The sequence below is a fragment of the Rhodoferax sp. genome, from assembly GCF_034519335.1.
Lineage (GTDB): Bacteria > Pseudomonadota > Gammaproteobacteria > Burkholderiales > Burkholderiaceae_C > Allorhodoferax.
Map to the genome: position 1 here is coordinate 144,014 of NZ_JAXHOL010000038.1, position 25,385 is coordinate 169,398.

The following is a 25,385-nucleotide window of genomic DNA, read 5'->3' on the forward strand; positions in this document are numbered from 1 at the left end:
GCGACGCGAGCAAGCCGGGGGGTGTATTCATTCATACCCGAAAGAACGGACGCGCGCCTCGTCATCGGCCCAGCCCGAACGGACCTTGACCCACAACTCCAGAAAGACCTTGGCGTCGGCCAGCTTTTCCAGCTCCACGCGGGTTTCCATGCCAATGCGCTTGATGCGTTCGCCCTTGTCGCCAATCACCATCGCCTTGTGGGTGTCGCGCTCCACCACGATGGTGGCAGCAATGCGCAGCAGGCGCTTCTGGCCTTTCTTCTGCGGCGGCTCTTCTTCAAACTTGTCGATGATGACCGTCGAGGTGTAGGGCAGCTCATCCCCGGTGAGGCGGAACAGTTTTTCGCGCACCAACTCGCTGGCCAAAAACTTCTCGCTGCGATCGGTCAATTCGTCTTCGGCGTACCACCAAGCCTGTTCGGGCAAGTATTTCTCACAAATGGTGAGCAAACGCGGAATGTCTTTGGCATTCTTGGCCGACATGGGGACAAACTCGGCAAACTGGTGTTTGTCGGTCATGGTTTGCAACCAAGGCGCAATGTCGCCACGGCGATGGACATTGTCCAGCTTGTTGGCGATCAGCAGCGTGGGAATGTCTTTGCCCAGCAGTGCCAATACACGGGCATCGGCAGGTGTAAAGCTGCCGGCTTCCACCACAAACAAAATCAAATCGACGTCCGCCACCGCGCCCTGCACGGTTTTATTCAGCGACTTGTTGAGCGCATTGGCATGCAGGGTCTGAAAACCCGGAGTGTCGACAAACACAAACTGAGTGTTGCCCAGCGTGTGCATACCGGTAATACGGTGGCGCGTGGTCTGCGCCTTGCGCGAGGTGATGCTGATCTTTTGGCCTACCAAGGCGTTCAACAGCGTGGACTTGCCTACGTTGGGCTTGCCCACGATGGCCACCAAGCCGCAACGCTGACTCCCAGCGGTGTCGCCGGGCTGGGCCAGCTTGGGCGTACTTTTGAGCAGGCCCTGCAGCATGGCATCCAGGTCTTCCTGCACTTCAGGTTTAGAGTCTCTTTGGCCCTTAGCCCCCGTGGATTCTGCGCCAGCAGCTATTTTTTTAGGAGCATTCATGGTTTGACCTTTGACTTGATGGTTTGCAGCATGGCCGCCGCGGCAGCCTGTTCTCCAGCACGACGCGAACCGCCAATACCGCGCTCGGACAGGCGGAGCTCCGGAATCTCGCACTCCACATCAAAGCTTTGTTTGTGGGCCGCGCCCAGGGTGCCCACCACGGTGTACACGGGCAACTTCATTTTGCGACCCTGCAGCCACTCCTGCAACTCGGTTTTGGGGTCCTTGCCAATGGCCTCCATTTGCGGGTTGATCTCGACCGCTTCAAACAGGCGATGCACCAAGGCTTGTGCCTTGACAAAACCAGCATCCAAGTAGACGGCACCAATGATGGCTTCCAGCGTGTCAGCCAAGATGGAAGCACGCTTGGGACCTCCAGAGCGCATTTCGCCCTCCCCCAGCTTGAGGACGTCGGGCAGTCCCAAGCCTAAGGCAAGCTGGTGCAGGGTGTCTTGTTTAACCAGGTTTGCGCGCACCCGGGACAAATCGCCCTCAGGCAGTGCGCCCAGTCGGGCATAGAGCAAATCAGAAATGGCAAGCCCCAACACCGAGTCGCCCAGGAACTCCAGGCGCTCGTAGTGGTCGGCCGAAAAGCTGCGGTGGGTCAGTGCCCGCGACAGCAGGGAAACGTTCGAAAACTGGTGTTGCAGGCGCTGCTGCAACGCGGTTAAACCATCTGCCACGTTATTTGGATTGCCCGGTGTACTTGAGCGTCAGAAACGCGGGGCCAACGAGGTGAATCTCTCGCTGGTAGGCGAAAGACACCACCACTTTGTCGCCCTGCTTGCCCACTTCCAAGTCTTTGCCAGTGATGGACTTGATGGTGTCCACCTCGGTTTGTTTGTCAAAAATGGCGCGCACCTCCACCACAGACTGGCCTGCCGATGCGCGCTGCACCGCTTTTTGCACGGCCATGAATTCGAGCACTGTGGGAAACACCTGAGCGGCCACCACGCCGGCCATGGCAAGCACACCGCCGACAAAGATCAGGCCGATAAAGGAAATGCCGCGCTGCTTGGATTTGGTTTGCACTGTCATTGTTGAATCCCTACCCCATGTTTTGCGTTGAAACGTCAATTGAACCCGCCGATGCGCTTGAAGTTGCCAAAGTTCATCCAGACAAAGAAAGCCTTGCCCACGATGTTTTGGTCAGGCACAAAGCCCCAATAGCGCGAATCTAGCGAATTATCGCGATTGTCACCCATCATGAAATAGTGGCCTTCGGGCACTTTGCAGGTCACGCCTTCAACGGTGTAACTGCATGCCTCATAGCCCTCGAACTTGTCCGCACCAGGCACAAAAGCTGGGCGATCCGAGTCATTAAGCACCCGGTGTTTTCTGTCCCCAAAGGTTTCTTCAAACTGCTTGAAATACCGCATGGCATCTTCGTCAAAAAACTCTGGCAGGGCCGACGTTTCGACCACTTGGCCGTTGATGGTGAGTCGCTTGTTCAGATATGCGACCGTATCACCTGGTACTCCGACCACACGCTTGATGTAGTCCAAACTAGGCTTGGGTGGGTAACGAAACACCATCACGTCCCCGCGCTGGGGTTTGTTGCCCTCGGTGATTTTGGTGTTGAGCACCGGCAAGCGGACACCATACGTGAACTTATTCACCAGAATCAAATCTCCCACCAACAGCGTAGGAATCATGGACCCGGAGGGAATCTTGAAAGGCTCAAACAAAAACGAGCGCAGCAGGAAGACCACAATGATCACCGGGAACAATCCAGCGGTCCAATCCAGCCACCAAGGCTGCATCAACAGCCTGACTTTGGCTTCGTTGATGTCACCGTCAACCTGGGCGATGCCCATTTTGCTGAGTTCAGTGCGGCGCTGAATGTCATTGGCCTCCAATGCAGCCACCGCGCGCTGGCGCTGTGGCAGAAAGTAAAAACGCTCTGCCAGCCAATACAGACCGGTAACGACCGAGGCAATAAACAACAACAGCGCGAAATTGCCCTCGACCACACCAAAGTACCAAGAGCCGGCATAAAGCCCAAACGCCGCAAGAACGGCTGCCGTCAACGCTTGCATCAATCTTCCACCTGCAAAATGGCCAAGAACGCTTCCTGTGGTACTTCCACCGAGCCGATTTGTTTCATGCGCTTTTTACCCGCTTTTTGTTTTTCGAGGAGCTTGCGCTTACGGGAAATGTCACCGCCGTAACACTTGGCCAACACGTTCTTGCGCAGTGCCTTGATTGTCTCACGCGCAATGATGTTGGCACCAATGGCAGCCTGGATCGCTACGTCGTACATCTGGCGTGAAATGATCTCGCGCATCTTCCCCACCACGGCCCGGCCGCGGTACAGGCTTTGGCTGCGGTGCAGCATGATGGACAAGGCATCCACCTTCTCGCTGTTCAGCAAGATATCCACCTTGACGACATCGGCCGCACGGTACTCCTTGAAGTCGTAATCCATGGAGGCGTAACCCCGGCTCACGCTTTTGAGCTTGTCAAAAAAGTCCAGCACGATTTCGGCCAACGGCATTTCGTAGGTCAACACGACCTGCCGGCCTTTGTAGGCCATGTTTATCTGCACGCCACGCTTCTGGTTAGCCAGCGTCATGACCACGCCGACATACTCTTGCGGCATGTAGAGGTGCATGGTGACAATGGGTTCACGGATTTCGGCCGTCTTGCCGACCTCTGGCATCTTGGAGGGATTCTCCACCATGATGACTTCGCCGTCGTTCTTCATCACCTCGTAGACCACGCTGGGCGCGGTAGTGATCAGGTCTTGGTCAAATTCTCGCTCCAGGCGCTCTTGCACAATTTCCATGTGCAACAAGCCCAAAAAGCCGCAACGAAAGCCAAAGCCCAAAGCTTGCGACACCTCGGGCTCGTAGTGCAGCGAAGCGTCGTTGAGTTTGAGTTTTTCCAACGCATCGCGCAGCGAATCGTATTCGCTGGCCTCGGTCGGGTACAAACCGGCAAACACTTGGGGCTGAATTTCCTTGAAACCCGGTAACGCTTCGGTGGCGGTAAAGGCGGCGCCACCGGTGCCGGACTTCACCAGGGTCACCGTGTCACCCACCTTGGCGGCTTGTAGCTCCTTGATGCCAGCAATGATGTAACCCACCTCACCCGCCTCCAGGGCTTGGCGGGGTTGGTTAGCGGGGGTGAACACACCCACGTTATCCGCGTTGTAGGTCGCACCCGACGCCATCATTTTGATGCGCTCGCCCTTGCCCAAACGCCCGTCCACGACGCGCACCAGCATTACCACACCCACGTACGGATCAAACCAACTGTCAATGATCATCGCGCGCAGAGGTGCGTCCGGATTGCCTTTGGGTGAAGGAACCCGCGCCACCACCAGCTCCAGAATGTCTTCGATACCCAATCCGGTCTTCGCCGAACACTCGATCGCATCCGACGCGTCGATGCCGATCACGTCTTCGATCTCGCTGCGCGCATTGTCCGGGTCGGCATTGGGCAGGTCGATCTTGTTCAACACCGGCAGCACTTCCACACCGAGGTCGAGCGCGGTGTAGCAGTTCGCCACGGTCTGCGCTTCCACACCTTGCGAGGCATCGACCACAAGCAACGCACCCTCACATGCGGAAAGCGAGCGGCTCACTTCATACGAAAAATCCACATGCCCTGGTGTGTCGATCAAATTGAGGTTGTAGACCTGACCATCTTTGGCCTTGTACTGCAGCGCAGCGGTCTGCGCTTTGATGGTTATCCCACGCTCTTTTTCGATATCCATCGAATCTAAAACTTGGGCCTCCATCTCGCGCGCCTCCAAGCCACCGCAGCGCTGGATCAAGCGATCGGCGAGCGTGGATTTGCCGTGGTCAATGTGGGCAATGATCGAGAAATTTCTGATGTGATTCATCAACGACGAGCTTCAAGTGATTGAATTAAAACGAGCAGGCAAGAAAAAAGGGCGCATCGTAAGACGACGCGCCCTGAACCAACAATCTTTGGCAACTGCGAAGGTTGGAAGCCCATTGTAGGCAAAAAGTCCAGAGAGCACAGCCCAAAAAATCTGATTCAAGGGGAGTTGCGACACCGCAACAAAAAACTTATCAACAGCTTATTAACAAATCCAATGCATATGCATGGGACAACTTGTGGGAGAGTTGTGGATCAACTGTGGGGTTCTTTCCACCTTCCCATATGATGGACTTTGAGGTCACACATATATCCAATGCATTCCGTAGAAGGCCCGTATTCTAACCAATGCTTTCAACAAGGCTCCAAAGTTAGCGGCTGCCAACATTCTTGCAGAATGGGCAGCCGCCTTCAAAAAAAGATGGAAACCTCGCCAACAACCCCAAACCCAACTGCGGTTTAGGGTTTTGCAAGACCTAACGCCCAGGTCGAATCACGGCAAATTGGGTCCATTCACCACGGCGGAACAATACGTTCAGCGGCTTAGTCTTGTCCAACTTGCCCAAGGCCGCTTCGAACTCCTTGACCGAGGCAATCTCCGTATTGGCAATTTGCACAATCACATCCCCCTCACGCAAACCAGCTCGGGCCGCGGCCTCTGCAGCCGCCTCCACACGTACGCCACCTTTGAGGTTGGCTTCTTTCTTCTGCGCATCCGTCAGGTCTGCCACGGCCAGACCCAACGCTTGCGCCGCCGTTGAAGCGCGAGGTTTTTCTTCCTTGCTCGAGGCCTTGGCTACGGGTTTGTCACCCTCCACCTCCGCAATGACCACACTCAGGTCTTTGCTGCTGCCGCGACGGAACACCGTCACTGTGCTCTTGGAGCCTGGCTTTGTGCCGCCCACCACACGTGGCAGATCGCTGGATTTCTCAATGGTCTTGCCATCAAATTTGGTAATGATGTCTCCCGCTTCCACTCCGGCCTTCTCCGCAGGAGAACCCGCTTCTACGCCGCGCACCAAAGCACCCACAGGCTTGCCCAAGCCAATGGACTCAGCCACTTCCTTGCTGACCTGGTCAATCTGCACACCAATGCGCCCCCGGGTAACCCGGCCATTGCTGCGCAACTGGTCGCTCACCCGTACGGCTTCGTCCATGGGAATCGAAAACGAAATGCCCATAGAACCGCCCGAGCGCGAGTAGATCTGGCTGTTGATGCCAACCACTTCTCCGCGCATATTGATCAACGGCCCACCGGAGTTACCGGGGTTGATCGCAACGTCAGTCTGGATGAAAGGCAGGTAGTCGCCGGTATCGCGTTGCTTGGCACTCACAATTCCGGCGGTGACAGTATTGTCCAGCCCAAAGGGAGAGCCAATCGCCATCACCCACTCCCCCACACGCAGACGGCTCACATCACCCACCTTCACAGCGGGCAGACCGGATGCGTCAATCTTCACCACCGCCACATCGGTGCGCTTGTCCGCACCAATGATGCGTGCCTTGAATTCACGCTTGTCGGTCAAGGTCACCACCACTTCGTCAGCATCCTCGATCACGTGAGCGTTGGTCATGATGAGACCATCAGAGGTAAGAATGAATCCCGATCCCACACCCCGTGGTTGCGGCTCTTCCTGTTGGGGTCTATTTTGGCGAGGTGCCTGACGCGGCACGTTGGGAATAGGTAAGCCAAAACGGCGGAAGAACTCCAACATCTCTTCCTCACCCGGGCCACCCGGCTGCGCGCGCGAACTGGCTTTCTCAAGGGTGCGAATATTCACCACGGACGGCCCCACTTGGTCCACCAAGTCAGTGAAATCGGGGAGGCCACGCACGACTTGTGCGGATACTGACGCAACGGGCAGCATAGTGCCCGTTGCCACCAGACAAAGCGACGCCGCCACCCAAAAAGTTCGCAACGGTTTCAATGGCATAGATTTCATTGCTCCAATTTCCCCTGTATTTAACCCAGACTTAAGACACATGATTCGAAACTTGTGATGAATCATTTTTTTCGCTCTAGGCCCTGAACGAACAAAGCCAAAGTAGCAGCTGGGGCCTCGCCGACCGCGGTGATCCACCAAGTTTCCAGCCGACGTGTATGAGTCCGGGTCGCACCACCGAGTTCCGTCGCCCCTTCGCGGCTATGGCGCCGTGCATCGTAGGCCTCTACAAACAACGATACGGTAGCCAACCCATCAGAAAACATCCATTGCATGGTTTGCTCTGTACGCCCGGAGGCTCCCGCCAGCAGTGCTACGGGACGGGTGTAACAGCCCATGGGTTTGAAGCCGGGCACTGGCTTGGCCATATCCCAGCCTTGCGCCTTGGCCGTGGTTTTTTGCAAATCACGGCGCTCAACACGGTAACCCTCTGTCGCCGACATCATTTGTGTGAGCTTGGCTTTGCTCACCGGTGCATCGAGCTGCAACTCCGAGAACGCGGCTTGCTCCAGTACTTTGCCCTCAGCGTCCAGCGTCTGCAGTTGCATAACCAAGCCCGAACGTTTTTCGCTCCAGACGCGGTAGCCATACCGTAACGAGTCTTTGGGTACCAACTGCACAATGTCAGCATCCAGCCCGGCAATACGCTCGGTGCCTGCAGCCTTCATCTGGTAATGCTCACCGATGTCCGCCGCGTTCGACTTGAGAAGGTTGGGAAACAAACCCAGGGATTCGCGGCTCTCCGACACGGCCACCTTGGACTCGGGGAAAAAAGTCACTACCTCGTCATTGCGCCGAAAAGTCGCTCGCGGTGTACCGCTCAAAGACTCCACCCGCTCTACTTGCTGATCCCCGTCACAAACGTGCCAAATGCGCGCGCTGGCCATTTTCCCGGCAGCAGACACCACAAAAGTCCCCGTATATGTGCGGTGACGTGACGCTTCATGCAAACGCATCAGCCAACTATTCAGCGGGGCCTCGTCAGCACCTGCCCACAGTGGAAAGCCGCCAACCAAAAGGGCTAGCAATCCGGCCGCAAACCGTTGCATGAAGTTCACCGCGTCGGCCTTTCGAAGGTGGCATTGCGCAGAAAGCCCGAGGGCATTTGCCACGCGGAGTGGCCTCCCAGCTGCTGATGGGCTGCCATCAGGGCATCCAACTCAGGATCACGCAACATCACACCATCAGCCTGCAGAGCAACAGCCTCCACGCCCGTTGTGGGCAGCTGTGATATCTGCGGCGCAGACGCAGGTTCAGTGCTCCACCAGATCCCCACTGAAACTACCCCTACCAAAACAGACAATGTGGCGCCTGCAAGCCAGCGCCAAGAGCCATTGGCGGAGACATTCCAAAACGCCCCTACCTTGCCGATTGAGGGCATTGCCACCAAGACGGGTGGCGAAGCCACCGACTCTTGTGCCAAGCGGTGTTCCAAGCGCTCTAAAAATGCCAAATCCGTGCGCTGTGGCGCCAAGGCGCTGCTACGCATCACATCACCTGTCACATGGTAAAGATGCCAGGGGTTGGCGGACGAATCCCGTAACGCCATCTCAGCCAGCAAGGCATCCAGCTCGGCCGCAGGCAATTCTCCGTCCATCAAGGCAGAAATGCGCTCATTCAATGCTTGGCTGTGCGTACTCATAAACTCTATTCCTACCAACGTTTCCCGGTTTGCTTTTCCAGCAGGGGCTTTACTTTGGCCGAGATCGCCTCGCGAGCCCGAAAAATACGGGAGCGCACGGTTCCAATCGGACAGTCCATGGCCAGAGCAATTTCCTCGTAACTCAGACCTTCAATCTCTCGCAAGGTCACAGCTTGGCGTAACTCCTCTGGCAATGCATCCATAGCGGCATTCACCACACCGGCAATTTCCTTTGCAGCAAGCTCTGACTCCGGGGTTTCCTCGGTCGTTGGTTCGTATTTGGTGCCAGAAGTTTCATCTTCGTCCGCAGAGGACAAGAAACTCTCTGACATTGTTGGGTTGCGCTTGAGTTCCAAAAGGAACTTCTTCGCTGTGTTTACCGCAATGCGATAAAGCCAGGTGTAAAACTGGGCATCCCCTCTAAACTGGTGCAGAGCACGGTAGGCCCGGATGAATGTTTCCTGGGCAATGTCTTCCACCAGATCCACATCCCGCACCATACGCCCCACCAACCTCTGTATGCGACGTTGATATTTCAACACCAGCAAGCCATAGGCCCGCTGATCCCCCGCCAAGGTGCGTTCCACCAAAAGCAAATCAGCATCGTTGGGAGTGGTAGCTGGTTCCGTCATGGCAGCAAACCCTCGGGGCCAGAGGATGACGACTGGGATAGCACGCCGGGCAGCGTGGAATGCACCAAGGCGCGACGCAGGGCCAACCAGGTTTGAGCAGATGTTTCATGCGTCTGCTCCAACCACAAATAGAGGGGGGCGGCTCCCGCACTTTGGATTGAAACAAGAATCCATCTCTGGAAGTCAAACACCAATCGCAAGTTCGATAACGACGCTTCTTCAGAGCCTCTCCAAAGCCAATGCTCCCCATCCCACTGCAGGATGCCAATAGGCGCACGGAGCCAAGCCACGACAGCACATGTGGCGGTGGCCAAGACAAAAATGGATTGCCCCCATACGGCCCATTGCGGGAATTCGGGACCGGCATTCCATGCCAATACGCACAGGCTGATCACCGCAAGCAGTACAGCCGAAGCCAACACCATTGCGTGCCACCGCGAGCGGCCGACCCGGATGCTAACCGCAGGAGGCCGGTGCATTGTCCCTTGAGAAAAAAGCGCGAGTCAGACGCGCTTAAACACCAGCGTGCCGTTGGTGCCACCGAATCCAAAGTTATTCTTCACAGCCACATCAATCTTCAGATCCCGTGCAGTGTTGGCACAGTAGTCCAAATCGCACTCGGGGTCTTGGTTGAAGATGTTGATGGTGGGCGGACTCTTCTGGTGGTGCACCGCCAGCACGGTGAACACCGACTCCAGCCCGCCTGCGCCGCCCAAGAGGTGGCCCGTCATGGACTTGGTGGAGTTGACCACCATCTTCTTGGCGTGGTCACCCAGCGCCGCCTTGATGGCGTTGGACTCGTTGATGTCGCCCAGCGGGGTGGAAGTGCCGTGCGCGTTCAGGTAGTCCACCTGGTCCGGGTTCACACCGGCATTGCGCATGGCGCTCAGCATGGCGCGGCGCGGGCCATCCATATTGGGGGCCGTCATGTGGCCAGCATCGGCACTCATGCCAAAGCCAGCCAACTCGGCATAAATCTTGGCGCCACGGGCCTTGGCATGTTCGTACTCTTCGAGCACCATCACGCCGCCGCCCTCACCCAGCACAAAGCCGTCACGGTCTTTGTCCCAAGGACGCGATGCCGTCGCGGGGTCGTCATTGCGGGTGGAGAGTGCGCGCATGGCGGCAAAACCACCAATGCCCAGAGGCGATACGGTGGCCTCGGAGCCACCAGCGATCATCACATCAGCGTCGCCGTACTCGATCATGCGGCCAGCTTCGCCAATGCAATGCAAGCCAGTAGTACAGGCGGTCACGATAGCGATATTCGGGCCCTTGAAGCCAAAACGCATGGACACATGGCCAGCCGTCATATTGATGATGGACGCCGGCACAAAAAATGGAGAAATGCGGCGGGGGCCGCGGTTGGTGTACTCAGTGTGGGTGTTCTCAATCATCGGCAAGCCGCCAATGCCAGAGCCAATCACGCAACCAATGCGGGTGGATTCTTCCTCATCCAAGGCATCACCCGTCTTCAAGCCGCTGTCTTGCACCGCCTGAACCGCAGCCGCAATGCCGTAATGGATAAAGGTATCCATGGTGCGGGCTTCTTTGGTGCTGATGTAGGACTCCAGATCGAAGTTGCGCACCTCACCGGCGATCTTGCAGGCAAACGCCTCGGGATCGAACTTGGTGATGGTGGCGATGCCCGACTTGCCAGCCAGCACATTCGACCACGCCTCAGTCACCGTATTTCCAACGGGACTAATGCAACCTAAACCTGTGACAACAACACGGCGACGGGACATAGAGATCTGAAATTCAGCAGTTCGTCAATGAAATACCGCCAGCAGCGGCATGGAAAACACGCAGGGTTTGGCAGCACCGCCAGGGTGCTGCCACAAGCCGATCAGGCCTTTTTGTGCGAGGTCGCGTAGTCGATCGCGTTTTGCACGGTCGTGATCTTTTCTGCGTCTTCGTCAGGAATTTCGATTCCGAACTCGTCTTCCAAAGCCATCACCAGTTCCACGGTGTCCAGGGAGTCGGCACCCAGATCGGCCACGAAGGCTTTTTCATTGGTGACTTGGGACTCTTCAACGCCGAGTTGTTCGGCAATGATTTTTTTGACACGGACTTCGATATCGCTCATGGGTTCCCTCTAAGGGTTGTAAAAGAATCCGAGATTTTACCCGGCCTAGAGATATGCCTCTAACCAGGCCGCCGCTCAGACTTCGGCGGGGGTTTGAATTACATGTACATGCCGCCGTTGACGTGCAGTTCCTGCCCCGTCACATAACTGGCCTGGGGGGATGCGAGATAGGCCACCGCATGCGCAATGTCGCTGGGTTTGCCCAAGTGGCCCAGGGGAATCTGGCTCAAAAGTGCTTTTTGCTGCTCTTCGCCCAAGCCAGCCGTCATGTCGGTCTCGATAAAACCGGGGGCCACACAGTTCACAGTGATATTGCGCGAGCCCAGCTCACGTGCCAGCGCACGCGTCATGCCGGCCACACCAGCCTTGGCGGCCGCATAGTTGGCCTGACCAGGGTTGCCGGAAGCGCCGACCACCGAGGTGATGCTGATGATGCGGCCATAGCGTTGCTTCATCATGGTGCGCAAGACCGAACGGCTCATGCGGAACACGCCTTTAAGGTTGGTGTCCACCACGGCATCCCAGTCGTCGTCCTTCATGCGCATGGCCAGGGTGTCGCGGGTGATTCCGGCGTTATTGACCAGTACGTGCAAGCCGCCCTGCTCCTTGGCAATGGCGTCCACCAACACGTCGCCGGCGGCGCCGTCATTCACATCCAGCGTGCGACCGTCGCAACCGGGAAATGCGGCCAGCGCTTCGCGGATCTTGGCTGCACCGGCATCCGACGTGGCAGTACCGATGACTTTGAGCCCCTTGCGGGCCAGTTCCAACGCAATTGCGGCACCAATGCCGCGCGAGGCGCCTGTTACCAGGGCCACCTGGCCTTCAAATTTCACGTCACTCATGCCAGGGCTCCCTTTGCTTCTTCCAGTGTGGCGGGGTCGAACAACGCCACACCCGTCATTTCTGCATCAATCCGCTTGACCATGCCCGCCAGCACCTTGCCGGGGCCGCACTCTACCAAAGTGCTCAGGCCACGCGCCTTGAGGGCTTGCACACACTCTACCCAGCGCACCGGGCCAAAGGCCTGGCGGTACAGCGCATCGCGGATGCGGTCGGCGTCGACTTCCACCGCCACATCAATATTGTTGATGAGCGCGATTTGGGGCGCGGCGATCTCAATCTCTTCCAGACGTGCCTTCAGCTTTTCGGCCGCAGGCTTCATCAGGCTGGAGTGGAACGGGGCCGACACGGGCAACAGCAGCGCGCGTTTGGCACCATTGGCCTTGAGGATTTCGCAGGCCTTGTCCACGGCAGCCTTGCTGCCAGCAATGACGGTTTGGGCAGAATCGTTGAAGTTCACGGCCTCTACCACTTCAGCACTGTTTGGGCCGAAAGCCCCCATCGCTTCTGCGCAACCAGCTATTACTTTTGTAGCGTCCATACCCAGAATGGCCGCCATGGCGCCCACGCCTACGGGCACGGCCTCCTGCATCGCTTGGGCGCGCAGGCGCACCAGCGGCGCCGCTTGCGCCAGCGTCAGAGAGCCGGCAGCCACCAGTGCAGAGTACTCGCCCAGAGAGTGACCCGCCACCGCCTGGGGGACTAAGCCAGTTTCAGACATCCAGACCCGGTAGGCAGCCACGCCGGCCACCAGCATCACGGGTTGGGTGTTGGTGGTCAGGGCCAAGGCTTCCTTGGGGCCTTCGTGGATCAGCTTGGCCACGTCTTCGCCCAAGGCATCCGACGCTTCGCGCAAGGTTTCCGCGACCACAGGATGGTCACCCCAAGCGTCCAGCATGCCCACCGCTTGGGAGCCTTGGCCGGGAAATACAAATGCAAATGGTTTCATAGGTTTGACAATGAAATAGGACTCTAGCCCGCGTGGAATATGCGCGAGCAGCTACAAAGTCAGGAGCACTGCGCCCCAGGTAAAACCGCCACCCACGCCTTCAAGCATCAAAGTCTGGCCCGGCTTGACCTGGCCGGCACGCACGGCAGCGTCCAAAGCCAAAGGAATCGAGGCAGCCGAGGTGTTTCCGTGCTGGTCCACCGTCACCACCACTTTATCCATGGGAAGTTTCAGTTTTTTGGCAGTGCTCTGCATGATGCGAATGTTCGCCTGGTGGGGAATCAGCCAGTCGATATCAGCCTCGGTCTTGCCGGCCTTGGCCAACGTGGCACGGGCTGCGCTTTCCAGCACCCCCACTGCCAGCTTGAAAACGGCCTGACCGTCCATCTTTAATAGAGGGTCGCCCAGAATATGGCCATTGGATACATGGCCGGGTACGCACAGAATGCCCACGTGCTTGCCATCGGCATGCAGGTCACTGGCCAGAATACCAGGTGTGTCCGAGGCTTCCAGCACCACGGCACCGGCGCCATCACCAAACAGTACGCAGGTGGTGCGGTCATTGAAATCCAGCAGACGGGAAAACACTTCAGCTCCGACCACCAGCGCCTTGTTGGCCGCGCCAGTCTGGATCATGGCGTCAGCGACCGTGAGGGCATACACAAAACCGCTGCACACGGCCTGAACATCAAACGCCGCGCCGCCATTCGCACCCAACTTGTTCTGCAAGATGCAGGCGGTCGAGGGGAATACCATGTCCGGCGTGGACGTGGCCACAATGATCAGGTCAATGTCTTTGGCTTCCACACCAGCAGCGTGCAGCGCACCTTTGCAAGCCTCCAGGGCCAAGTCACTGCTGTAAACGCCATCGTCCACAAAGTGGCGGGCGCGGATGCCAGTGCGCTCCACGATCCACTCGTCCGAGGTTTCCACGCCTTTGGCAGCCAGTTCGGCCACCAGATCGGCATTGCTCAAACGGCGGGGAGGCACATAGCTGCCAGTGCCGGTGATTCGCGAATATCGTTTCATGGGTGGTAAGAGCACCCGTTCAGGCTACTGCGTTGCGTCAGGCGCAGCCAGCAAAGGGGCTGCATGGGCAATGCGGACCTGAACGCGGTCCAGCAAGTTGTTTCGGGCTGCATCATACGCGCGGTTCAGCGCATGGCTGAATGCCAGCACATCGGCCGAGCCATGGCTCTTGAACACCAGACCACGCAGCCCCAGCAATGCTGCGCCGTTGTAGCGACGGTGATCCACACGATTTTTAAGCGCCGTTAGCACCGTGTAGGCCGCAATTGCCGCCATTTTTGTGAAGATGTTTTTAGAAAATTCGGCCTTCAGGAAGTTGCCGATCATGGACGCCAAGCCTTCGCTGGTCTTGAGTGCCACATTTCCGACAAAACCGTCACATACGACGATCTCGGCCGTCCCCTTGAAGATGTCGTTACCTTCGACATTCCCCACAAAGTTCAAATCACCAGACTTAGCTGCATTTCGCAGCAGTTCACCCGCTTTTTTGATGACTTCGTTGCCTTTGATAACTTCTTCACCAATATTAAGCAGGCCCACGGAAGGCGACTCCTGGCTGGTCAGTACAGATACCAGCGCCGAACCCATCACCGCGAACTGCAGCAGGTGCTCTGCCGTGCAATCCACGTTGGCACCCAAATCCAGCACCGTGGTGGCACCACCCGTGGCATTGGGAATCTGGCCTGCAATGGCCGGGCGCTCAATGCCGTCCATAGTTTTGAGGATGTAGCGGGAAATCGCCATCAGCGCGCCAGTGTTGCCGGCGGACACCGCCGCTTGGGCTGCGCCGTCTTTCACCTGCTGGATGGCCACCCGCATGGAAGAGTCTTTCTTCTTGCGCAGCGCCACTTCCAGCGGGTCGTCCATGGTGACGACTTCGGTCACGCTGACCAGCGTAGCCCGGGGATGCGAAAAGCCCTGGAGCGCCTCCGGCAGTCCCACCAGAACCAGTGCGGCATCCGCGTGCTGCTCCAGAAACTGGGTGCAGGCTGGCAGAGTGACCTGGGGACCGTGGTCACCCCCCATGCAATCGACGGCGACAGTAATCATGCGTGCATCATTCCAACGACAAGGCAGTCAAACATCCGAATATAGAGCCCATAAATGACAAAAGCCCGTCGCTACAGGTCTGTAGCTTCGGGCTTTTGGAGATTCAGGCGAATCAGGCTTCGGACTTGGTCTTCAGCACCTTGCGACCACGGTAGAAACCGGTGGGGCTGATGTGGTGACGCAGGTGGGTTTCACCGGTGGTGGGTTCCACTGCGATGCCTGGCACGTCCAGTGCGTTGTGCGAACGGTGCATACCGCGCTTGGAAGGAGATTTCTTGTTTTGTTGAACGGCCATGGTCGGCTCCTGAGCAAAAGTGCTGCACAGGGTGTGGCAACACGGGTTAGGTTGGTAAAACGCGGCGGATTTGCGCGCGAAGCCTCAGATTATAGCCCAAAGCGGACCTATTGGCCAAGGCCCTTGTCTTTGAGCTTTTGGAGCACGGCAAACGGGTTCGGCTTTTCCTCGGCCAGCAGCTCAAAATCCGCGTCCACGGCCTCCAGCTTCACAGCCTGGGGGCAACGCTCGTGTTTGGGCACAGGAGGAATGGACATCAGCAGCTCATCTTCCACCAAATCCACCAGGTTGAATTCCCGGCTCAGCACCAGCACGTCCTCTTCGGATTCTTCATCCTCGATTTCGGCCAAGGCTTCAGTAGCGACAAATCGGAAGTCGCGCGTGAACGCGATATCCACATCGACCGGGGTCAGGCAACGCTGGCAGGTCATGGTGAGCACGGTACGGCCAGACAGGTGCAACCATGGCTCATCAACGCCTGCCGCATCGGCACGGATGGCGCCCTGCGCCTCAAAATGGACAGCCACGGCGTCCACAGCCCCTTGGGTTTCCTCGCGCAGACGCTGCGTCCGGGCCAAAGGCAGCTGGCCCTGCAACTGGCCGTCGCTCTTGGCAAAGGTCAGGACATTGAGGCTGTTGGCAGAGTATTCATGTGTCATGGGCGCAGTGTAAGAGAATCGCCCCATGCAAGACTCCGCCCCCCGCAAACTCATCCTGGGTTCCACCTCGGCCTACCGCCGCGAACTGCTGCAGCGCCTGCGCGTGCCGTTTGGCGTGGCCGCGCCCGATGTGGATGAAACTCCCCTGCCCCACGAGACCCCGCTGGCGTTGGCACGCCGGCTGGCGCTGGCCAAGGCCCGGGCCGTCGCCCAGCAATACCCTGACTGTGTAGTGATTGGCTCCGACCAGGTGGCCGATCTGGACGGCGAACCGCTGGGCAAGCCCGGCACCCACGAACGCGCCGTCGCTCAACTGCAGAAGATGCGCGGCAAGACCGTGGTGTTCCAGACTGCCGTGGCCGTGGTGTGCCAGGCCAGCGGCTTCCAGCAGGAAGACGTAGCACCGGTGCGCGTGGTGTTCCGCGACCTGAGCGATGCCGAAATTGAAAACTACCTGCGCGCCGAGACGCCCTATGACTGCGCCGGCAGCGCCAAAAGTGAAGGCTTGGGTATTGCCCTCCTCGAATCCATCGACAACGACGACCCCAGTGCATTGGTCGGCCTGCCGCTGATCCGTACCAGCCGGATGCTGCGTGCTGCGGGCATTGCGCTGCTGGGGCCGGTATGACGCACGCAACCAAGCCCGCAAAGGGCACGCTGTACCTGGTCCCTGCGCCGCTGGACTTTGGCTGCGCCACCCAAAGCCCGCTGGACCAGAGCATGCCGGCCGGCACCTTGGCCGTGGCGGCCCGCCTACGGCACTGGGTGTGCGAAAACGCCAAAAGCACGCGGGCCTACCTTAAGCGGGTTGATGCCACCCATCCTCTGGGTGTGACCCTGCAGGAACTGCAGATTCAGGAACTGCCGCGTGAAGTCCACAAGAAAGGCGATCACCAAGGCGGCTTCGACGCCACGCCGCTGCTGGCCGCGGCGCTACAAGGCCACGACGTGGGCCTGGTCAGCGAAGCCGGCATGCCAGCCGTAGCCGACCCAGGCTCATCGGTTGTGCGTGCGGCGCACGACCTGGGTCTGCGCGTGGTGCCGCTGGTGGGGCCCGTATCCCTGTTGTTGGCCTTGGCCGCCAGCGGGCTCAATGGGCAGAACTTTGCGTTTGTGGGCTATGTGCCTGCCGATCCCGGTGAACGGACCAAGCGCATCCGCGAGCTGGAGTCGCTGGCGTTAAGGACGGGGCAAACCCAGCTTTTTATAGAGACGCCGTACCGCAACACCGCCCTGCTGCAGGGCCTGTTACAAACCCTGCAGGCCAACACGCGGCTAGCCACATCCAGTGGGCTGACGCTGGACACTGCCGCCACCCACAGCAATCTCGTCAAGCAATGGAAGCAGGCTGGCTGGGCGCTGGACAACGCCACGCCCACGGTGTTTGCGATCGGCCGCTGAACAGCGGCCCGCGCACGCGAAAGGGCGTAGAACTTGTTCAGTGAATGGCTGGCAAGGAGCGCAAGGCACGCACCGCGCCATCACCAATTGACGCACCAAAGCGCTTAACCAAGCGCTCCGCTACGTTGTCCTTGCGGGTGTAGTCGATGATGTCCTCTGCTTTCACCACCTCGCGCGCCACGTAGTCCAGGTTACCCAACTGGTCAGCCAGCCCCAGCTCAATGGCTTGCTGGCCAGTCCAGAACAGGCCACTGAACATGTCAGGAGTTTCCTTCAGGCGCGTGCCACGCCCGTCTTTAACCACCGCAATGAACTGCTGGTGAATCTGGTCCAGCATGGCCTGGGCGAAAGCGCGCTGCTTCTCGGTCTGAGGACTGAAGGGATCGAGGAAGCCCTTATTCTCACCAGCCGTCATCAGACGACGCTCCACACCCAGCTTATCCATCAAGCCGGTGAAGCCAAAGCCATCCATCAGCACCCCGATGCTGCCCACAATGCTGGCCTTGTCCACAAAAATCTGGTCGGCAGCCGCTGCGATGTAGTAAGCGGCCGAGGCGCATGTCTCCTCCACCACGGCGTACACAGGTTTGTTGTACTGCGCTTTGAGGCGTTTGATCTCGTCATTGATGATGCCAGCCTGCACCGGACTGCCACCGGGCGAGTTAATCAGCAGCACCACGGCCTTGGCACCATCGTCCTCGAAAGCGGTGCGCATCGCAGCCACCACAAACTCTGCACTGGCATCAGCGCCCGCCGCAATCTCGCCCTGGATGGACACCACGGCAGTGTGAGGCGCACTCACGTCGGTGGTGGTGCCGCCTTGCTGCAGCCCGAACCACAGCACAGCCGACAGGAACACCAACCACGCAATACGAATGGCATTGCGCCAACGCCGCGCAGCCCGCTGCTCCACCAGCGTCGCCATGGCCAACTTCTCCAGCGTGGCCCGCTCCCAACCGGGAGCGGCGGAAGACGCTACGCTATTGATAGCTGCTTGCGCAGTATCCACGGGGGATGAGGCCGAATTTGAAGCAGATTCCGGGCTTGACGGGACAGAGTATTCAGACATATCAGAAGGCGACAGGTTGTAAGTTGTGGGCAGTATGCCAGTGCACGACGCCATCGGCCTCGGTGAGGGCAATGGACACCAGGCCACCGCGGCAGGGGCCGGTACGGCACTGGCCGGTTTGTGGGCTGTACATGGCGCCGTGGGTGGCGCACATCAGCCAGTTGCCCGTCATGTCGAAGAAGCGGTTGGGCTGGTAGTCCATTTCCATGGGCACGTGGGAGCAGCGGTTCAGGTAGGCATAGACCTTGTCGGCATAACGAACCGCAAAGGCGTAACAGGTCTGCCCGCAGTACTCCACGTCAAACGGCACGGCCAGGCCGCTGTTCACCAGATCGCCACTGCTGCACAGGGGAATCGCCACACCTGCAGGTCCCAAGGTCATGGCAGTCTCCTCAGGCGTGGGCGAAGAGCCAGGCCTGCAGCTCGGCCACCGAATGCGCCACATGGCGCGGCTGCAATGCCTCGAAAGCAGCAGGCTCATGGGCGCCATAGCTCACGCCCACACTGGCGCAGCCGGCATTCAGGGCCATTTGCAGGTCGTGGGTGGTATCGCCAATCATCAGCACACGCTCGGGCGGCACCCCAAACTCGGCCATCAGCTCCTGCAGCATCAGCGGGTGTGGCTTGCCGGCGGTTTCGTCGGCGGTGCGCGAACCGTCGAATACGCCCCGCAACTCCACCGCCTGCAAGGCCTCGTTGAGCCCGGAGCGGCTCTTGCCGGTGGCCACCGCCAACAAATGGCCTGCTGCCTTGAGCGCGTCCAGCATGGGCAGCACCCCCTCAAAGAGGCTGATGTCATTCTGGTGCAGCACGTAGTGGTGCTTGTAGCGCGCACCCAGCAGCGGGTATTTCTCTTGGGGCACATCGGGGGCCGCGTGGGCCAGCGCCTGCATCAGGCCCAGGCCAATCACATAAGAAGCGTCTTTGTCGCTGGGCACGGTGCCACCCACATCGGCCACCGCCGCCTGGATGCAGCGGGTGATGATGGCCGTGGAGTCGAACAGGGTGCCGTCCCAGTCAAAGGCGATGAGGTCAAACTGGCGGGCACGGGTAGAGGTGGAAGACATAAGAAGATAAGAGTGTCAAACAGGGCTCAGGTTGCAGTGGGTACGGCAACGCGCAAAAAATCAGCCAGCTCGGGCGGCAGTGGGGCCAACAACTCCACCCTATCGCCCGTCAGCGGGTGCCGGCACTGAAAGCGCCAGGCGTGCAAAAACATGCGCTTGAGCGATGCCGGAGCAGCGCCCCGCGCCAGTTCCTTGTTCAGATCAAAGTCACCGTACTTGTCGTCTCCGGCAATCGGCATGCCTTCAGACGCTAGATGCACCCGAATTTGGTGGGTACGCCCGGTCTTGATGGTCACTTCCAGCAGCGAATACCCGCGCTGGCCGGTCGTATCAGCCGGGTCAGGCACGCCAGATGTCGCCCGAACTTTGACCAGCGACAGGGAGGGCATGGCATCCGGGTGGTCTTTGTCGACCACCTTCACCCGGCGTTCTCCCGCTTCCGCGCCGCCGTCCTTGCTGGCCAGCAGGTATTTGTGCAGGGACTTGTCCAGCACCTTCTTATTAGTAGGCCACTGGCCCACGACCAGGGCCAGGTAGGTTTTGCCGGTTTCACGGTCGCGGAACTGGTCCTGCAGGTTTTTCAGGGCGCTGCGCTTCTTGGCAATCAGCAAAATGCCGCTGGTTTCCCGGTCCAGGCGGTGCACCAGTTCCAGAAACGTGGCCTGGGGCCGGGCCATGCGCAGCTGCTCGATTACCCCGAAACTCACCCCCGACCCCCCGTGCACGGCCACCCCGGCGGGCTTGTCGATGGCCAGGAAATGTTCATCTTCAAACAGCACTGGGAAGGCTTTGGCTGGCGCCCGACTGGTCGCCTGCGCCACCACCTGCTGGGCCATGGCCTGGGCTTTTTGTTCGACCCGCTCCGACACGCGCACCGGCGGCACGCGCACCACATCTCCAGCCTCAACCCGAGTATCGGCACTGGCGCGGCCCTTGTTCACACGCACCTCACCGCTGCGGATGATGCGGTAGACGTGGGTTTTGGGGACGCCCTTGAGTTCGCGCATCAGAAAGTTGTCCAAGCGCTGCCCCGCACTGTCTTCGTCCACCGTCACGGATTTGACCTGCGGGTTTGTCAGGGGGAGGGCTGGGGTCGGATTGCCCCCTATAATGTGTTTCACTAGCGTCGCGCCGTAAGTGGTTGATTTGTCTGGAGTTTAGTCCACACCCCACAAACCGCTGCGCTGGAAGGTCGATGCCACCACGCCGCTTTGCTTGCAAATCACACGCCACTTGCCTGTGATGGCCCGCAAACAGCATGGCCAAGCCGACGAATTGAAACCCTGAAACGGAATACCCCAAGTTCGCAAGCCCACGGTTTGCGAATGGAATGAAACGAGATGTTTGTGTTGCTGAGCCTGATGACCTTGTGCCTGCGGAGCGTCTACGCCCCGCTGGGTGGCACATATCGGCCTGCAGCCCCGGTACAACCTGCGCAACGAGCTATCCTTTTGATAGCAAGTTCACAAACGCATCCCCTCGTCCCCATCCCTGCGCCTACGCTTCGTCACCTCGTGTGACCTGAAGTTCTCCGGCAATTCCACCTCACTTCAATTCGTCAGTCCGGCACCGTACGCCCAACCCGGGCATGTGCTTATTGAAGAAGGATGCAATCCATGAAACGGATGCTGATCAACGCCACGCAGGCTGAAGAACGCCGCCTGGCCATCGTCGACGGACAAAAACTCCTCGACTACGAAATCGAAATCGAAGGGCGCGAACAGCGCAAGGGCAATATCTACAAGGCCGTTGTCACCCGCGTCGAGCCCTCGCTGGAAGCCTGTTTCGTCGACTACGGTGAAGACCGCCACGGCTTCCTGCCGTTCAAAGAAATTTCCAAGATGTACTTCCGCGAAGGCGTGTCTGCTTCGCAAGCCCGCATCCAGGACGCCATCAAGGAAGGCCAGGAACTGCTGGTCCAGGTCGAAAAAGAAGAACGTGGCAACAAGGGCGCAGCCCTGACCACCTTCGTCTCGCTGGCTGGCCGCTATGTGGTCTTGATGCCCAATAACCCCCGCGGCGGCGGTGTTTCGCGCCGCATCGAGGGCGACGACCGCGCTGAGCTCAAAGAAAACATGGACCAGTTGGAATACCCCAACGGCATGTCCATCATCGCTCGCACCGCAGGCATTGGCCGCGCAGCACCTGAACTGCAGTGGGACCTGAATTACCTGCTCAAGTTATGGAACGCCATTGACGGCGCCGCCAAGGGTGGCAAGGGCGCTTACCTGATTTACCAAGAATCGTCTTTGGTGATCCGAGCGATTCGCGATTACTTCAACAATGACATCGGCGACATCCTGATCGACACCGACGACGTGTACGAGCAGGCCCAGCAGTTCATGGCCCACGTGATGCCCGAGCACGCTGCCCGCGTGAAGCGCTACCGTGACGACGCACCGCTGTTCAGCCGCTTCCAGATCGAACACCAGATCGAATCGGCCTATGCCCGCACCGTGCAACTGCCGTCCGGCGGCGCCATCGTGATCGACCACACCGAAGCCTTGGTCTCCGTGGACGTGAACTCGGCCCGCGCCATCAAGGGCGGCGACATCGAAGAAACCGCCACCCGCACCAACCTGGAAGCCGCCGACGAAGTGGCCCGCCAGATGCGTTTGCGCGACTTGGGTGGCCTGATCGTGATCGACTTTATCGACATGGAAGAGTCCCGCAACCGCCGCGAAGTGGAAAACCGCTTGCGCGACGCGCTGCGCCAGGACCGCGCCCGCGTGCAGTTCGGCACCATCAGCAAGTTCGGCCTGATGGAAATGAGCCGCCAGCGCCTGCGCCCTGCTCTCTCCGAAGGTGCTTCCATTCCTTGCCCGCGTTGCGGCGGTTCCGGCCACATCCGCGACACCGAATCCAGCGCTTTGCAGATTCTGCGGATCATCCAGGAAGAGTCCCTCAAGGACAACACCGCCTCCGTGATGTGCCAGGTGCCCGTCGATGTGGCGTCCTTCCTGCTGAACGAAAAGCGTACCGAAATCGCCAAGATCGAGCTCAAGCAGCGCATCAACGTGCTGATGGTGCCCAACAAGACGCTGGAAACGCCCAACTACAAGCTCGAACGCCTGAAGCACGACGACCCGCGCCTGGACCACATCGAAGCCAGCTACAAGATGGCCGACGACATGGAAGAGGCCACCGGCGTGACCCGGCGTTCGCAAGAGCCCACCAACAAGCAAACCCCGGTGATCAAGGGCGTGCTGCCCGACGCACCCGCGCCCATTGCACCGCCCAAGCCCGAACCCGTGAAGGCCGCCGCGCCTGCACCGGCTGCCAAGCCTGTGGCTGCGCCTGCCGCCCCTGCAAGCAAGGGCTTCTTTGGCTGGATCAAGGGCCTGCTGGGCATGGAAGAAGCTGCTCCCGTGGCCAAGCCTGCAGCCCCCGCAAGCGCCAAAACCGAAGAAAAACGCGAAGGCCGTGATGGCCGTGGCCGCGATGGGAATCGCAACGGTGGCCGTGGTGGTGAACGTAACGACCGTGGTGGCGAGCGTGGCGAGGGCCGCAACAGCCGTGGTGGGCGCAATGAACCCCGCGCCGACGGTCGTGGCCCGCGCGAAGACAATCGCGGCGAAGCCCGCCCGGAAGGCAATGGCGAACGTACGGAACGTGGTGGCCGCAATGGTCGCAACCGTGGTGAACGCGGCGAACGTGGTGAACGCCAGGGTGGCGCCCAGCGCAACGAACGTATGGACGCTGGATCCGCTGTAGCAGCAGGTCAGGATGTTCAAGTGTCGGCAGGCGCCGACAACGGCAATGCCCCACGCAGCGAAGGCCGCGGTGAACCCCGCCAAGACCGCGCCCCCCGCGGTGAAGGCCGAGGTCGCAACCGTGGCGAAGGCCGTGGCCCACGTGACGAAAGCGCAGAGCGCAATGCAGAGCCGCGCCATGACTCCCGCACCGAGGAAACCACAGAAGCACGCACCGAAGTTGCCGCAGACGTAAATACCGAAGCTCGTGGAGAGGGTCGTGAAGGTCGTGGCCGTGGACGTAACCGCAATGGCCGCCGCGACGAGCGTGGCCCGCGCCAGGACGAAGGCAACCGCAGCGACACAGAATCGCAGTCTGCCCTCGCCTTCGCAGATACCGCTCCGACTGCCCAAGCTGACACTGGCTCCATCGAAGCAGCTTCGCTGACGCCAGCTGAAGGCCGCAATGGTGGAGAAGGTCGTGAACACCGTTCACGTGACCGCTATGGCCGCGATCGTGGCAACCGCCAGGAGCGTGGTGAAACGGCTGCCGTTCAGCAGTCTTCTCACGCGGTGTCTGAGGCAGCACCCGCTGCAGAGCAAGCACCTGCAGAGCCAGTGCCTGCCGCATCGGCATCCAAACCGGCACCGACACCTGCAACAACCGAGGGCCGTATGCCCAAGGTACAAGGCTACGAGCTGCCTACCGATTCCTTGCTGCAAGTTGCCCAAACTTCGGGCCTGCAGTGGGTGAACTCGGATGCCGAGAAGATTGCAGCTGTGCAAGCCGCGATTGCCGCCGAACCCAAGCCCGTGCATGTGCCGCGCGAGCGTCCCGCCCCTGTGGTGGTGGATACTGGCCCGCTGGTGCTGGTGGAAACCCGGCGCGACCTGCGCAATATGAGCCTGCCGTTTGAAGAGAACACGGCGCGCTAAATAAAAAGGGGCACCGCGGTGCCCCTTTTTTTGACCTGTAGTGCAGCGCTTAAAAGATATCGACTGCACCCACCTTGACGGCATCACCGAAGAAACCTTTGCGCACCAGTTCGGCGTGGCTGAACACCTTGTTGCGACCGTTGTGCTGCGCATAGTCCACAGCACGCTCTGCATGCTCCAAAGCCGTACTCGGGGAGTCGTCAGGCGTGATCCGGGTGAATCCGGCGCAAATCGTCACGCGCCCAACTTGCGGGAAGTTGAACTTTTCGATATTCGCGCGGAAGCGCTCAAACGCTGCCAGTACCAACGCCTCGTCGGGACAATGCATGAGCACCGCAAACTGCTCGCCACCCAAGCGGTACAGCCTGTCATAGGTGCGAAAGGTATTGTTCATAATACGGGCTACCAGCAACAGCACTTCTTCAGCAATCAAATGGCCATTCTTGTCATTGAGAAGCCCAAAGTTGTCGATGCTGATCGTTCCTAGCCAGTAGTTGGGCGGCACCCGGTGGCGGCGCTCCTGACCGGGCGCCACTGTCACTTTCAAGGATTCTGACTGCGATTCCGGACCTTCACCCAGCTCGTCCAGTACGGCACTGTAAAACGTGTCGTCCAAAGACTTGCGGTTGAGCAGGCCGGTCAAGGCATCCCGATCACTGTAAGCCAGCAGGTGGTACATGTTGCGAAACACATGCTGAACCTGCCCCAAGGTTTGCAGCTGCTCCTCGGTCAACGCAGAGGCAGAATGAATCTCCAGCGCGCCCTCGTCGTCATTCAGGGTTTCAGCAAATAGCGGAAAGTACGTGATACGCGGGCCATCTTCGCCAGCCCAGGCGATTTCGATACGCTCGCGGTTTTGCAAAGCCCGCAACCGGTCGCGGTTGTCGTCCAGCAAGGGCAAGGTGTGAAAATCCACCCGCAGCGGATCAACCACTTTGCCACCACCTTTTGCATCCAACGTTGCAACTTCCAGCCAGCGCTTGATGCCTTCCTCGCTCACCACGCGGGCCACAATAACCCGCTGAATCGGCATCAGGTCAATCAAAGCCTTGGAAAGCGTGAGCTCCAACAGGTCTCGATCGCGGTGATCTGTGAGCTTGATCAGGTGGTCTATGAGTGTGGCCATGGGCCGGATAATAGCCCTGAAACTTCAGTCC

25 protein-coding genes are annotated in these 25,385 nt (G+C 59.2%); 3 read left to right on the forward strand and 22 right to left on the reverse strand.

Annotated elements, in window-relative coordinates; translation table 11 throughout:
* Positions 1–27 precede the first annotated feature (27 nt).
* From era to U5O12_RS17355, 17 genes are all read right to left on the reverse strand, one after another.
* Complete coding sequence (era, locus tag U5O12_RS17275; protein WP_322579925.1) at positions 28–987, reverse strand: GTPase Era; 960 nt, start codon at positions 985–987, stop codon at positions 28–30.
* A 92-nt stretch (positions 988–1,079) separates the two neighbouring features.
* Entirely contained in the window at positions 1,080–1,766 is a 687-nt protein-coding gene (gene rnc, locus U5O12_RS17280; RefSeq protein ID WP_322579840.1) for a ribonuclease III, read from the reverse strand.
* Position 1,767: 1 nt separating this feature from the next.
* Positions 1,768–2,121: a DUF4845 domain-containing protein gene (locus U5O12_RS17285; RefSeq protein ID WP_322579841.1), complete on the reverse strand. Its 354-nt coding sequence runs from the start codon at positions 2,119–2,121 to the stop codon at positions 1,768–1,770.
* Between the two features lie 35 nt (positions 2,122–2,156).
* The gene (gene lepB / locus U5O12_RS17290) at positions 2,157–3,122 is read right to left on the reverse strand and encodes a signal peptidase I (protein WP_322579842.1); all 966 of its coding nucleotides are present in this window, start codon (positions 3,120–3,122) and stop codon (positions 2,157–2,159) included.
* On the reverse strand, positions 3,122–4,933 hold the full coding sequence (gene lepA, locus U5O12_RS17295) for a translation elongation factor 4 (protein WP_322579843.1): 1,812 nt from the start codon (positions 4,931–4,933) through the stop codon (positions 3,122–3,124). Before lepA ends, lepB begins: the two co-directional genes overlap by 1 nt.
* A gap of 475 nt (positions 4,934–5,408) precedes the next feature.
* Positions 5,409–6,866 (reverse strand): Do family serine endopeptidase, encoded by a 1,458-nt coding sequence (locus tag U5O12_RS17300; RefSeq protein WP_416221514.1) that lies wholly within the window; start codon positions 6,864–6,866, stop codon positions 5,409–5,411.
* Positions 6,867–6,937: 71 nt separating this feature from the next.
* Positions 6,938–7,924 (reverse strand): MucB/RseB C-terminal domain-containing protein, encoded by a 987-nt coding sequence (locus U5O12_RS17305; protein ID WP_322579845.1) that lies wholly within the window; start codon positions 7,922–7,924, stop codon positions 6,938–6,940.
* Positions 7,925–7,929: 5 nt separating this feature from the next.
* Positions 7,930–8,517, reverse strand: coding sequence for a sigma-E factor negative regulatory protein (locus U5O12_RS17310; RefSeq protein WP_322579846.1), 588 nt, complete (start codon positions 8,515–8,517; stop codon positions 7,930–7,932).
* A gap of 11 nt (positions 8,518–8,528) precedes the next feature.
* Positions 8,529–9,149, reverse strand: a complete 621-nt coding sequence (rpoE, locus tag U5O12_RS17315; protein WP_322579847.1) for an RNA polymerase sigma factor RpoE — start codon at positions 9,147–9,149, stop codon at positions 8,529–8,531.
* Positions 9,150–9,652: 503 nt separating this feature from the next.
* The gene (gene fabF / locus U5O12_RS17320) at positions 9,653–10,897 is read right to left on the reverse strand and encodes a beta-ketoacyl-ACP synthase II (RefSeq protein WP_322579848.1); all 1,245 of its coding nucleotides are present in this window, start codon (positions 10,895–10,897) and stop codon (positions 9,653–9,655) included.
* Between the two features lie 101 nt (positions 10,898–10,998).
* Positions 10,999–11,238, reverse strand: coding sequence for an acyl carrier protein (acpP, locus tag U5O12_RS17325; RefSeq protein WP_094479684.1), 240 nt, complete (start codon positions 11,236–11,238; stop codon positions 10,999–11,001).
* 98 nt (positions 11,239–11,336) lie between these two features.
* Positions 11,337–12,083, reverse strand: a complete 747-nt coding sequence (gene fabG, locus U5O12_RS17330; RefSeq protein ID WP_322579849.1) for a 3-oxoacyl-ACP reductase FabG — start codon at positions 12,081–12,083, stop codon at positions 11,337–11,339.
* A complete protein-coding gene (gene fabD / locus U5O12_RS17335; RefSeq protein ID WP_322579850.1) occupies positions 12,080–13,030 on the reverse strand; it encodes an ACP S-malonyltransferase in 951 nt (316 codons plus the stop codon). Before fabD ends, fabG begins: the two co-directional genes overlap by 4 nt.
* A 51-nt stretch (positions 13,031–13,081) precedes the next feature.
* Positions 13,082–14,059, reverse strand: a complete 978-nt coding sequence (locus U5O12_RS17340; protein WP_322579851.1) for a beta-ketoacyl-ACP synthase III — start codon at positions 14,057–14,059, stop codon at positions 13,082–13,084.
* A 24-nt stretch (positions 14,060–14,083) separates the two neighbouring features.
* Positions 14,084–15,109: a phosphate acyltransferase PlsX gene (gene plsX / locus U5O12_RS17345; RefSeq protein ID WP_322579852.1), complete on the reverse strand. Its 1,026-nt coding sequence runs from the start codon at positions 15,107–15,109 to the stop codon at positions 14,084–14,086.
* A gap of 112 nt (positions 15,110–15,221) precedes the next feature.
* A complete protein-coding gene (gene rpmF, locus U5O12_RS17350; protein WP_094479674.1) occupies positions 15,222–15,404 on the reverse strand; it encodes a 50S ribosomal protein L32 in 183 nt (60 codons plus the stop codon).
* A 107-nt stretch (positions 15,405–15,511) separates the two neighbouring features.
* Positions 15,512–16,063 carry a DUF177 domain-containing protein gene (locus U5O12_RS17355; protein ID WP_322579853.1) on the reverse strand — a complete coding sequence of 184 codons (552 nt, stop codon included), beginning with the start codon at positions 16,061–16,063 and terminating at the stop codon, positions 15,512–15,514.
* Between the two features lie 25 nt (positions 16,064–16,088).
* Between U5O12_RS17355 and U5O12_RS17360 the strand changes: the two genes are divergently transcribed.
* Positions 16,089–16,691, forward strand: coding sequence for a Maf family nucleotide pyrophosphatase (locus tag U5O12_RS17360; protein WP_322579854.1), 603 nt, complete (start codon positions 16,089–16,091; stop codon positions 16,689–16,691).
* Positions 16,688–17,464 (forward strand): SAM-dependent methyltransferase, encoded by a 777-nt coding sequence (locus U5O12_RS17365; protein WP_322579855.1) that lies wholly within the window; start codon positions 16,688–16,690, stop codon positions 17,462–17,464. Before U5O12_RS17360 ends, U5O12_RS17365 begins: the two co-directional genes overlap by 4 nt.
* Positions 17,465–17,501: 37 nt before the next feature.
* Here the strand turns inward: U5O12_RS17365 and U5O12_RS17370 are convergent, their stop codons facing one another.
* From U5O12_RS17370 to U5O12_RS17385, 4 genes are read right to left on the reverse strand one after another with little or no spacing between them, the layout of a single operon-like run.
* Positions 17,502–18,533 carry a S49 family peptidase gene (locus U5O12_RS17370; RefSeq protein ID WP_416221515.1) on the reverse strand — a complete coding sequence of 344 codons (1,032 nt, stop codon included), beginning with the start codon at positions 18,531–18,533 and terminating at the stop codon, positions 17,502–17,504.
* Between the two features lies 1 nt (position 18,534).
* Positions 18,535–18,915: a Rieske (2Fe-2S) protein gene (locus U5O12_RS17375; protein ID WP_322579856.1), complete on the reverse strand. Its 381-nt coding sequence runs from the start codon at positions 18,913–18,915 to the stop codon at positions 18,535–18,537.
* Between the two features lie 10 nt (positions 18,916–18,925).
* On the reverse strand, positions 18,926–19,600 hold the full coding sequence (locus tag U5O12_RS17380) for an HAD-IA family hydrolase (RefSeq protein ID WP_322579857.1): 675 nt from the start codon (positions 19,598–19,600) through the stop codon (positions 18,926–18,928).
* A 26-nt stretch (positions 19,601–19,626) separates the two neighbouring features.
* Complete coding sequence (locus tag U5O12_RS17385; RefSeq protein WP_416221516.1) at positions 19,627–20,721, reverse strand: RluA family pseudouridine synthase; 1,095 nt, start codon at positions 20,719–20,721, stop codon at positions 19,627–19,629.
* A gap of 495 nt (positions 20,722–21,216) precedes the next feature.
* Here U5O12_RS17385 and U5O12_RS17390 point away from each other — a divergent pair, with 495 nt between their 5' ends.
* On the forward strand, positions 21,217–24,228 hold the full coding sequence (locus U5O12_RS17390) for an Rne/Rng family ribonuclease (protein ID WP_322579858.1): 3,012 nt from the start codon (positions 21,217–21,219) through the stop codon (positions 24,226–24,228).
* Between the two features lie 49 nt (positions 24,229–24,277).
* Here the strand turns inward: U5O12_RS17390 and U5O12_RS17395 are convergent, their stop codons facing one another.
* Positions 24,278–25,354, reverse strand: a complete 1,077-nt coding sequence (locus U5O12_RS17395; protein ID WP_322579859.1) for a GGDEF domain-containing protein — start codon at positions 25,352–25,354, stop codon at positions 24,278–24,280.
* Positions 25,355–25,385 lie beyond the last annotated feature (31 nt).

Bases quoted from the DNA above. Each gene is read 5' to 3' on its own strand.
- era (WP_322579925.1), bottom strand. From the start codon at position 987: ATGCTGCAGGGCCTGCTCAAAAGTACGCCCAAGCTGGCCCAGCCCGGC.
- U5O12_RS17285 (WP_322579841.1), bottom strand. From the start codon at position 2,121: ATGACAGTGCAAACCAAATCCAAGCAGCGCGGCATTTCCTTTATCGGC.
- lepB (WP_322579842.1), bottom strand. From the start codon at position 3,122: ATGCAAGCGTTGACGGCAGCCGTTCTTGCGGCGTTTGGGCTTTATGCC.
- lepA (WP_322579843.1), bottom strand. From the start codon at position 4,933: ATGAATCACATCAGAAATTTCTCGATCATTGCCCACATTGACCACGGC.
- U5O12_RS17300 (WP_416221514.1), bottom strand. From the start codon at position 6,866: ATGCCATTGAAACCGTTGCGAACTTTTTGGGTGGCGGCGTCGCTTTGT.
- U5O12_RS17305 (WP_322579845.1), bottom strand. From the start codon at position 7,924: ATGCAACGGTTTGCGGCCGGATTGCTAGCCCTTTTGGTTGGCGGCTTT.
- U5O12_RS17310 (WP_322579846.1), bottom strand. From the start codon at position 8,517: ATGAGTACGCACAGCCAAGCATTGAATGAGCGCATTTCTGCCTTGATG.
- rpoE (WP_322579847.1), bottom strand. From the start codon at position 9,149: ATGACGGAACCAGCTACCACTCCCAACGATGCTGATTTGCTTTTGGTG.
- fabF (WP_322579848.1), bottom strand. From the start codon at position 10,897: ATGTCCCGTCGCCGTGTTGTTGTCACAGGTTTAGGTTGCATTAGTCCC.
- acpP (WP_094479684.1), bottom strand. From the start codon at position 11,238: ATGAGCGATATCGAAGTCCGTGTCAAAAAAATCATTGCCGAACAACTC.
- fabG (WP_322579849.1), bottom strand. From the start codon at position 12,083: ATGAGTGACGTGAAATTTGAAGGCCAGGTGGCCCTGGTAACAGGCGCC.
- fabD (WP_322579850.1), bottom strand. From the start codon at position 13,030: ATGAAACCATTTGCATTTGTATTTCCCGGCCAAGGCTCCCAAGCGGTG.
- U5O12_RS17340 (WP_322579851.1), bottom strand. From the start codon at position 14,059: ATGAAACGATATTCGCGAATCACCGGCACTGGCAGCTATGTGCCTCCC.
- plsX (WP_322579852.1), bottom strand. From the start codon at position 15,109: ATGATTACTGTCGCCGTCGATTGCATGGGGGGTGACCACGGTCCCCAG.
- rpmF (WP_094479674.1), bottom strand. From the start codon at position 15,404: ATGGCCGTTCAACAAAACAAGAAATCTCCTTCCAAGCGCGGTATGCAC.
- U5O12_RS17355 (WP_322579853.1), bottom strand. From the start codon at position 16,063: ATGACACATGAATACTCTGCCAACAGCCTCAATGTCCTGACCTTTGCC.
- U5O12_RS17360 (WP_322579854.1), top strand. From the start codon at position 16,089: ATGCAAGACTCCGCCCCCCGCAAACTCATCCTGGGTTCCACCTCGGCC.
- U5O12_RS17365 (WP_322579855.1), top strand. From the start codon at position 16,688: ATGACGCACGCAACCAAGCCCGCAAAGGGCACGCTGTACCTGGTCCCT.
- U5O12_RS17370 (WP_416221515.1), bottom strand. From the start codon at position 18,533: ATGTCTGAATACTCTGTCCCGTCAAGCCCGGAATCTGCTTCAAATTCG.
- U5O12_RS17375 (WP_322579856.1), bottom strand. From the start codon at position 18,915: ATGACCTTGGGACCTGCAGGTGTGGCGATTCCCCTGTGCAGCAGTGGC.
- U5O12_RS17380 (WP_322579857.1), bottom strand. From the start codon at position 19,600: ATGTCTTCCACCTCTACCCGTGCCCGCCAGTTTGACCTCATCGCCTTT.
- U5O12_RS17390 (WP_322579858.1), top strand. From the start codon at position 21,217: ATGAAACGGATGCTGATCAACGCCACGCAGGCTGAAGAACGCCGCCTG.
- U5O12_RS17395 (WP_322579859.1), bottom strand. From the start codon at position 25,354: ATGGCCACACTCATAGACCACCTGATCAAGCTCACAGATCACCGCGAT.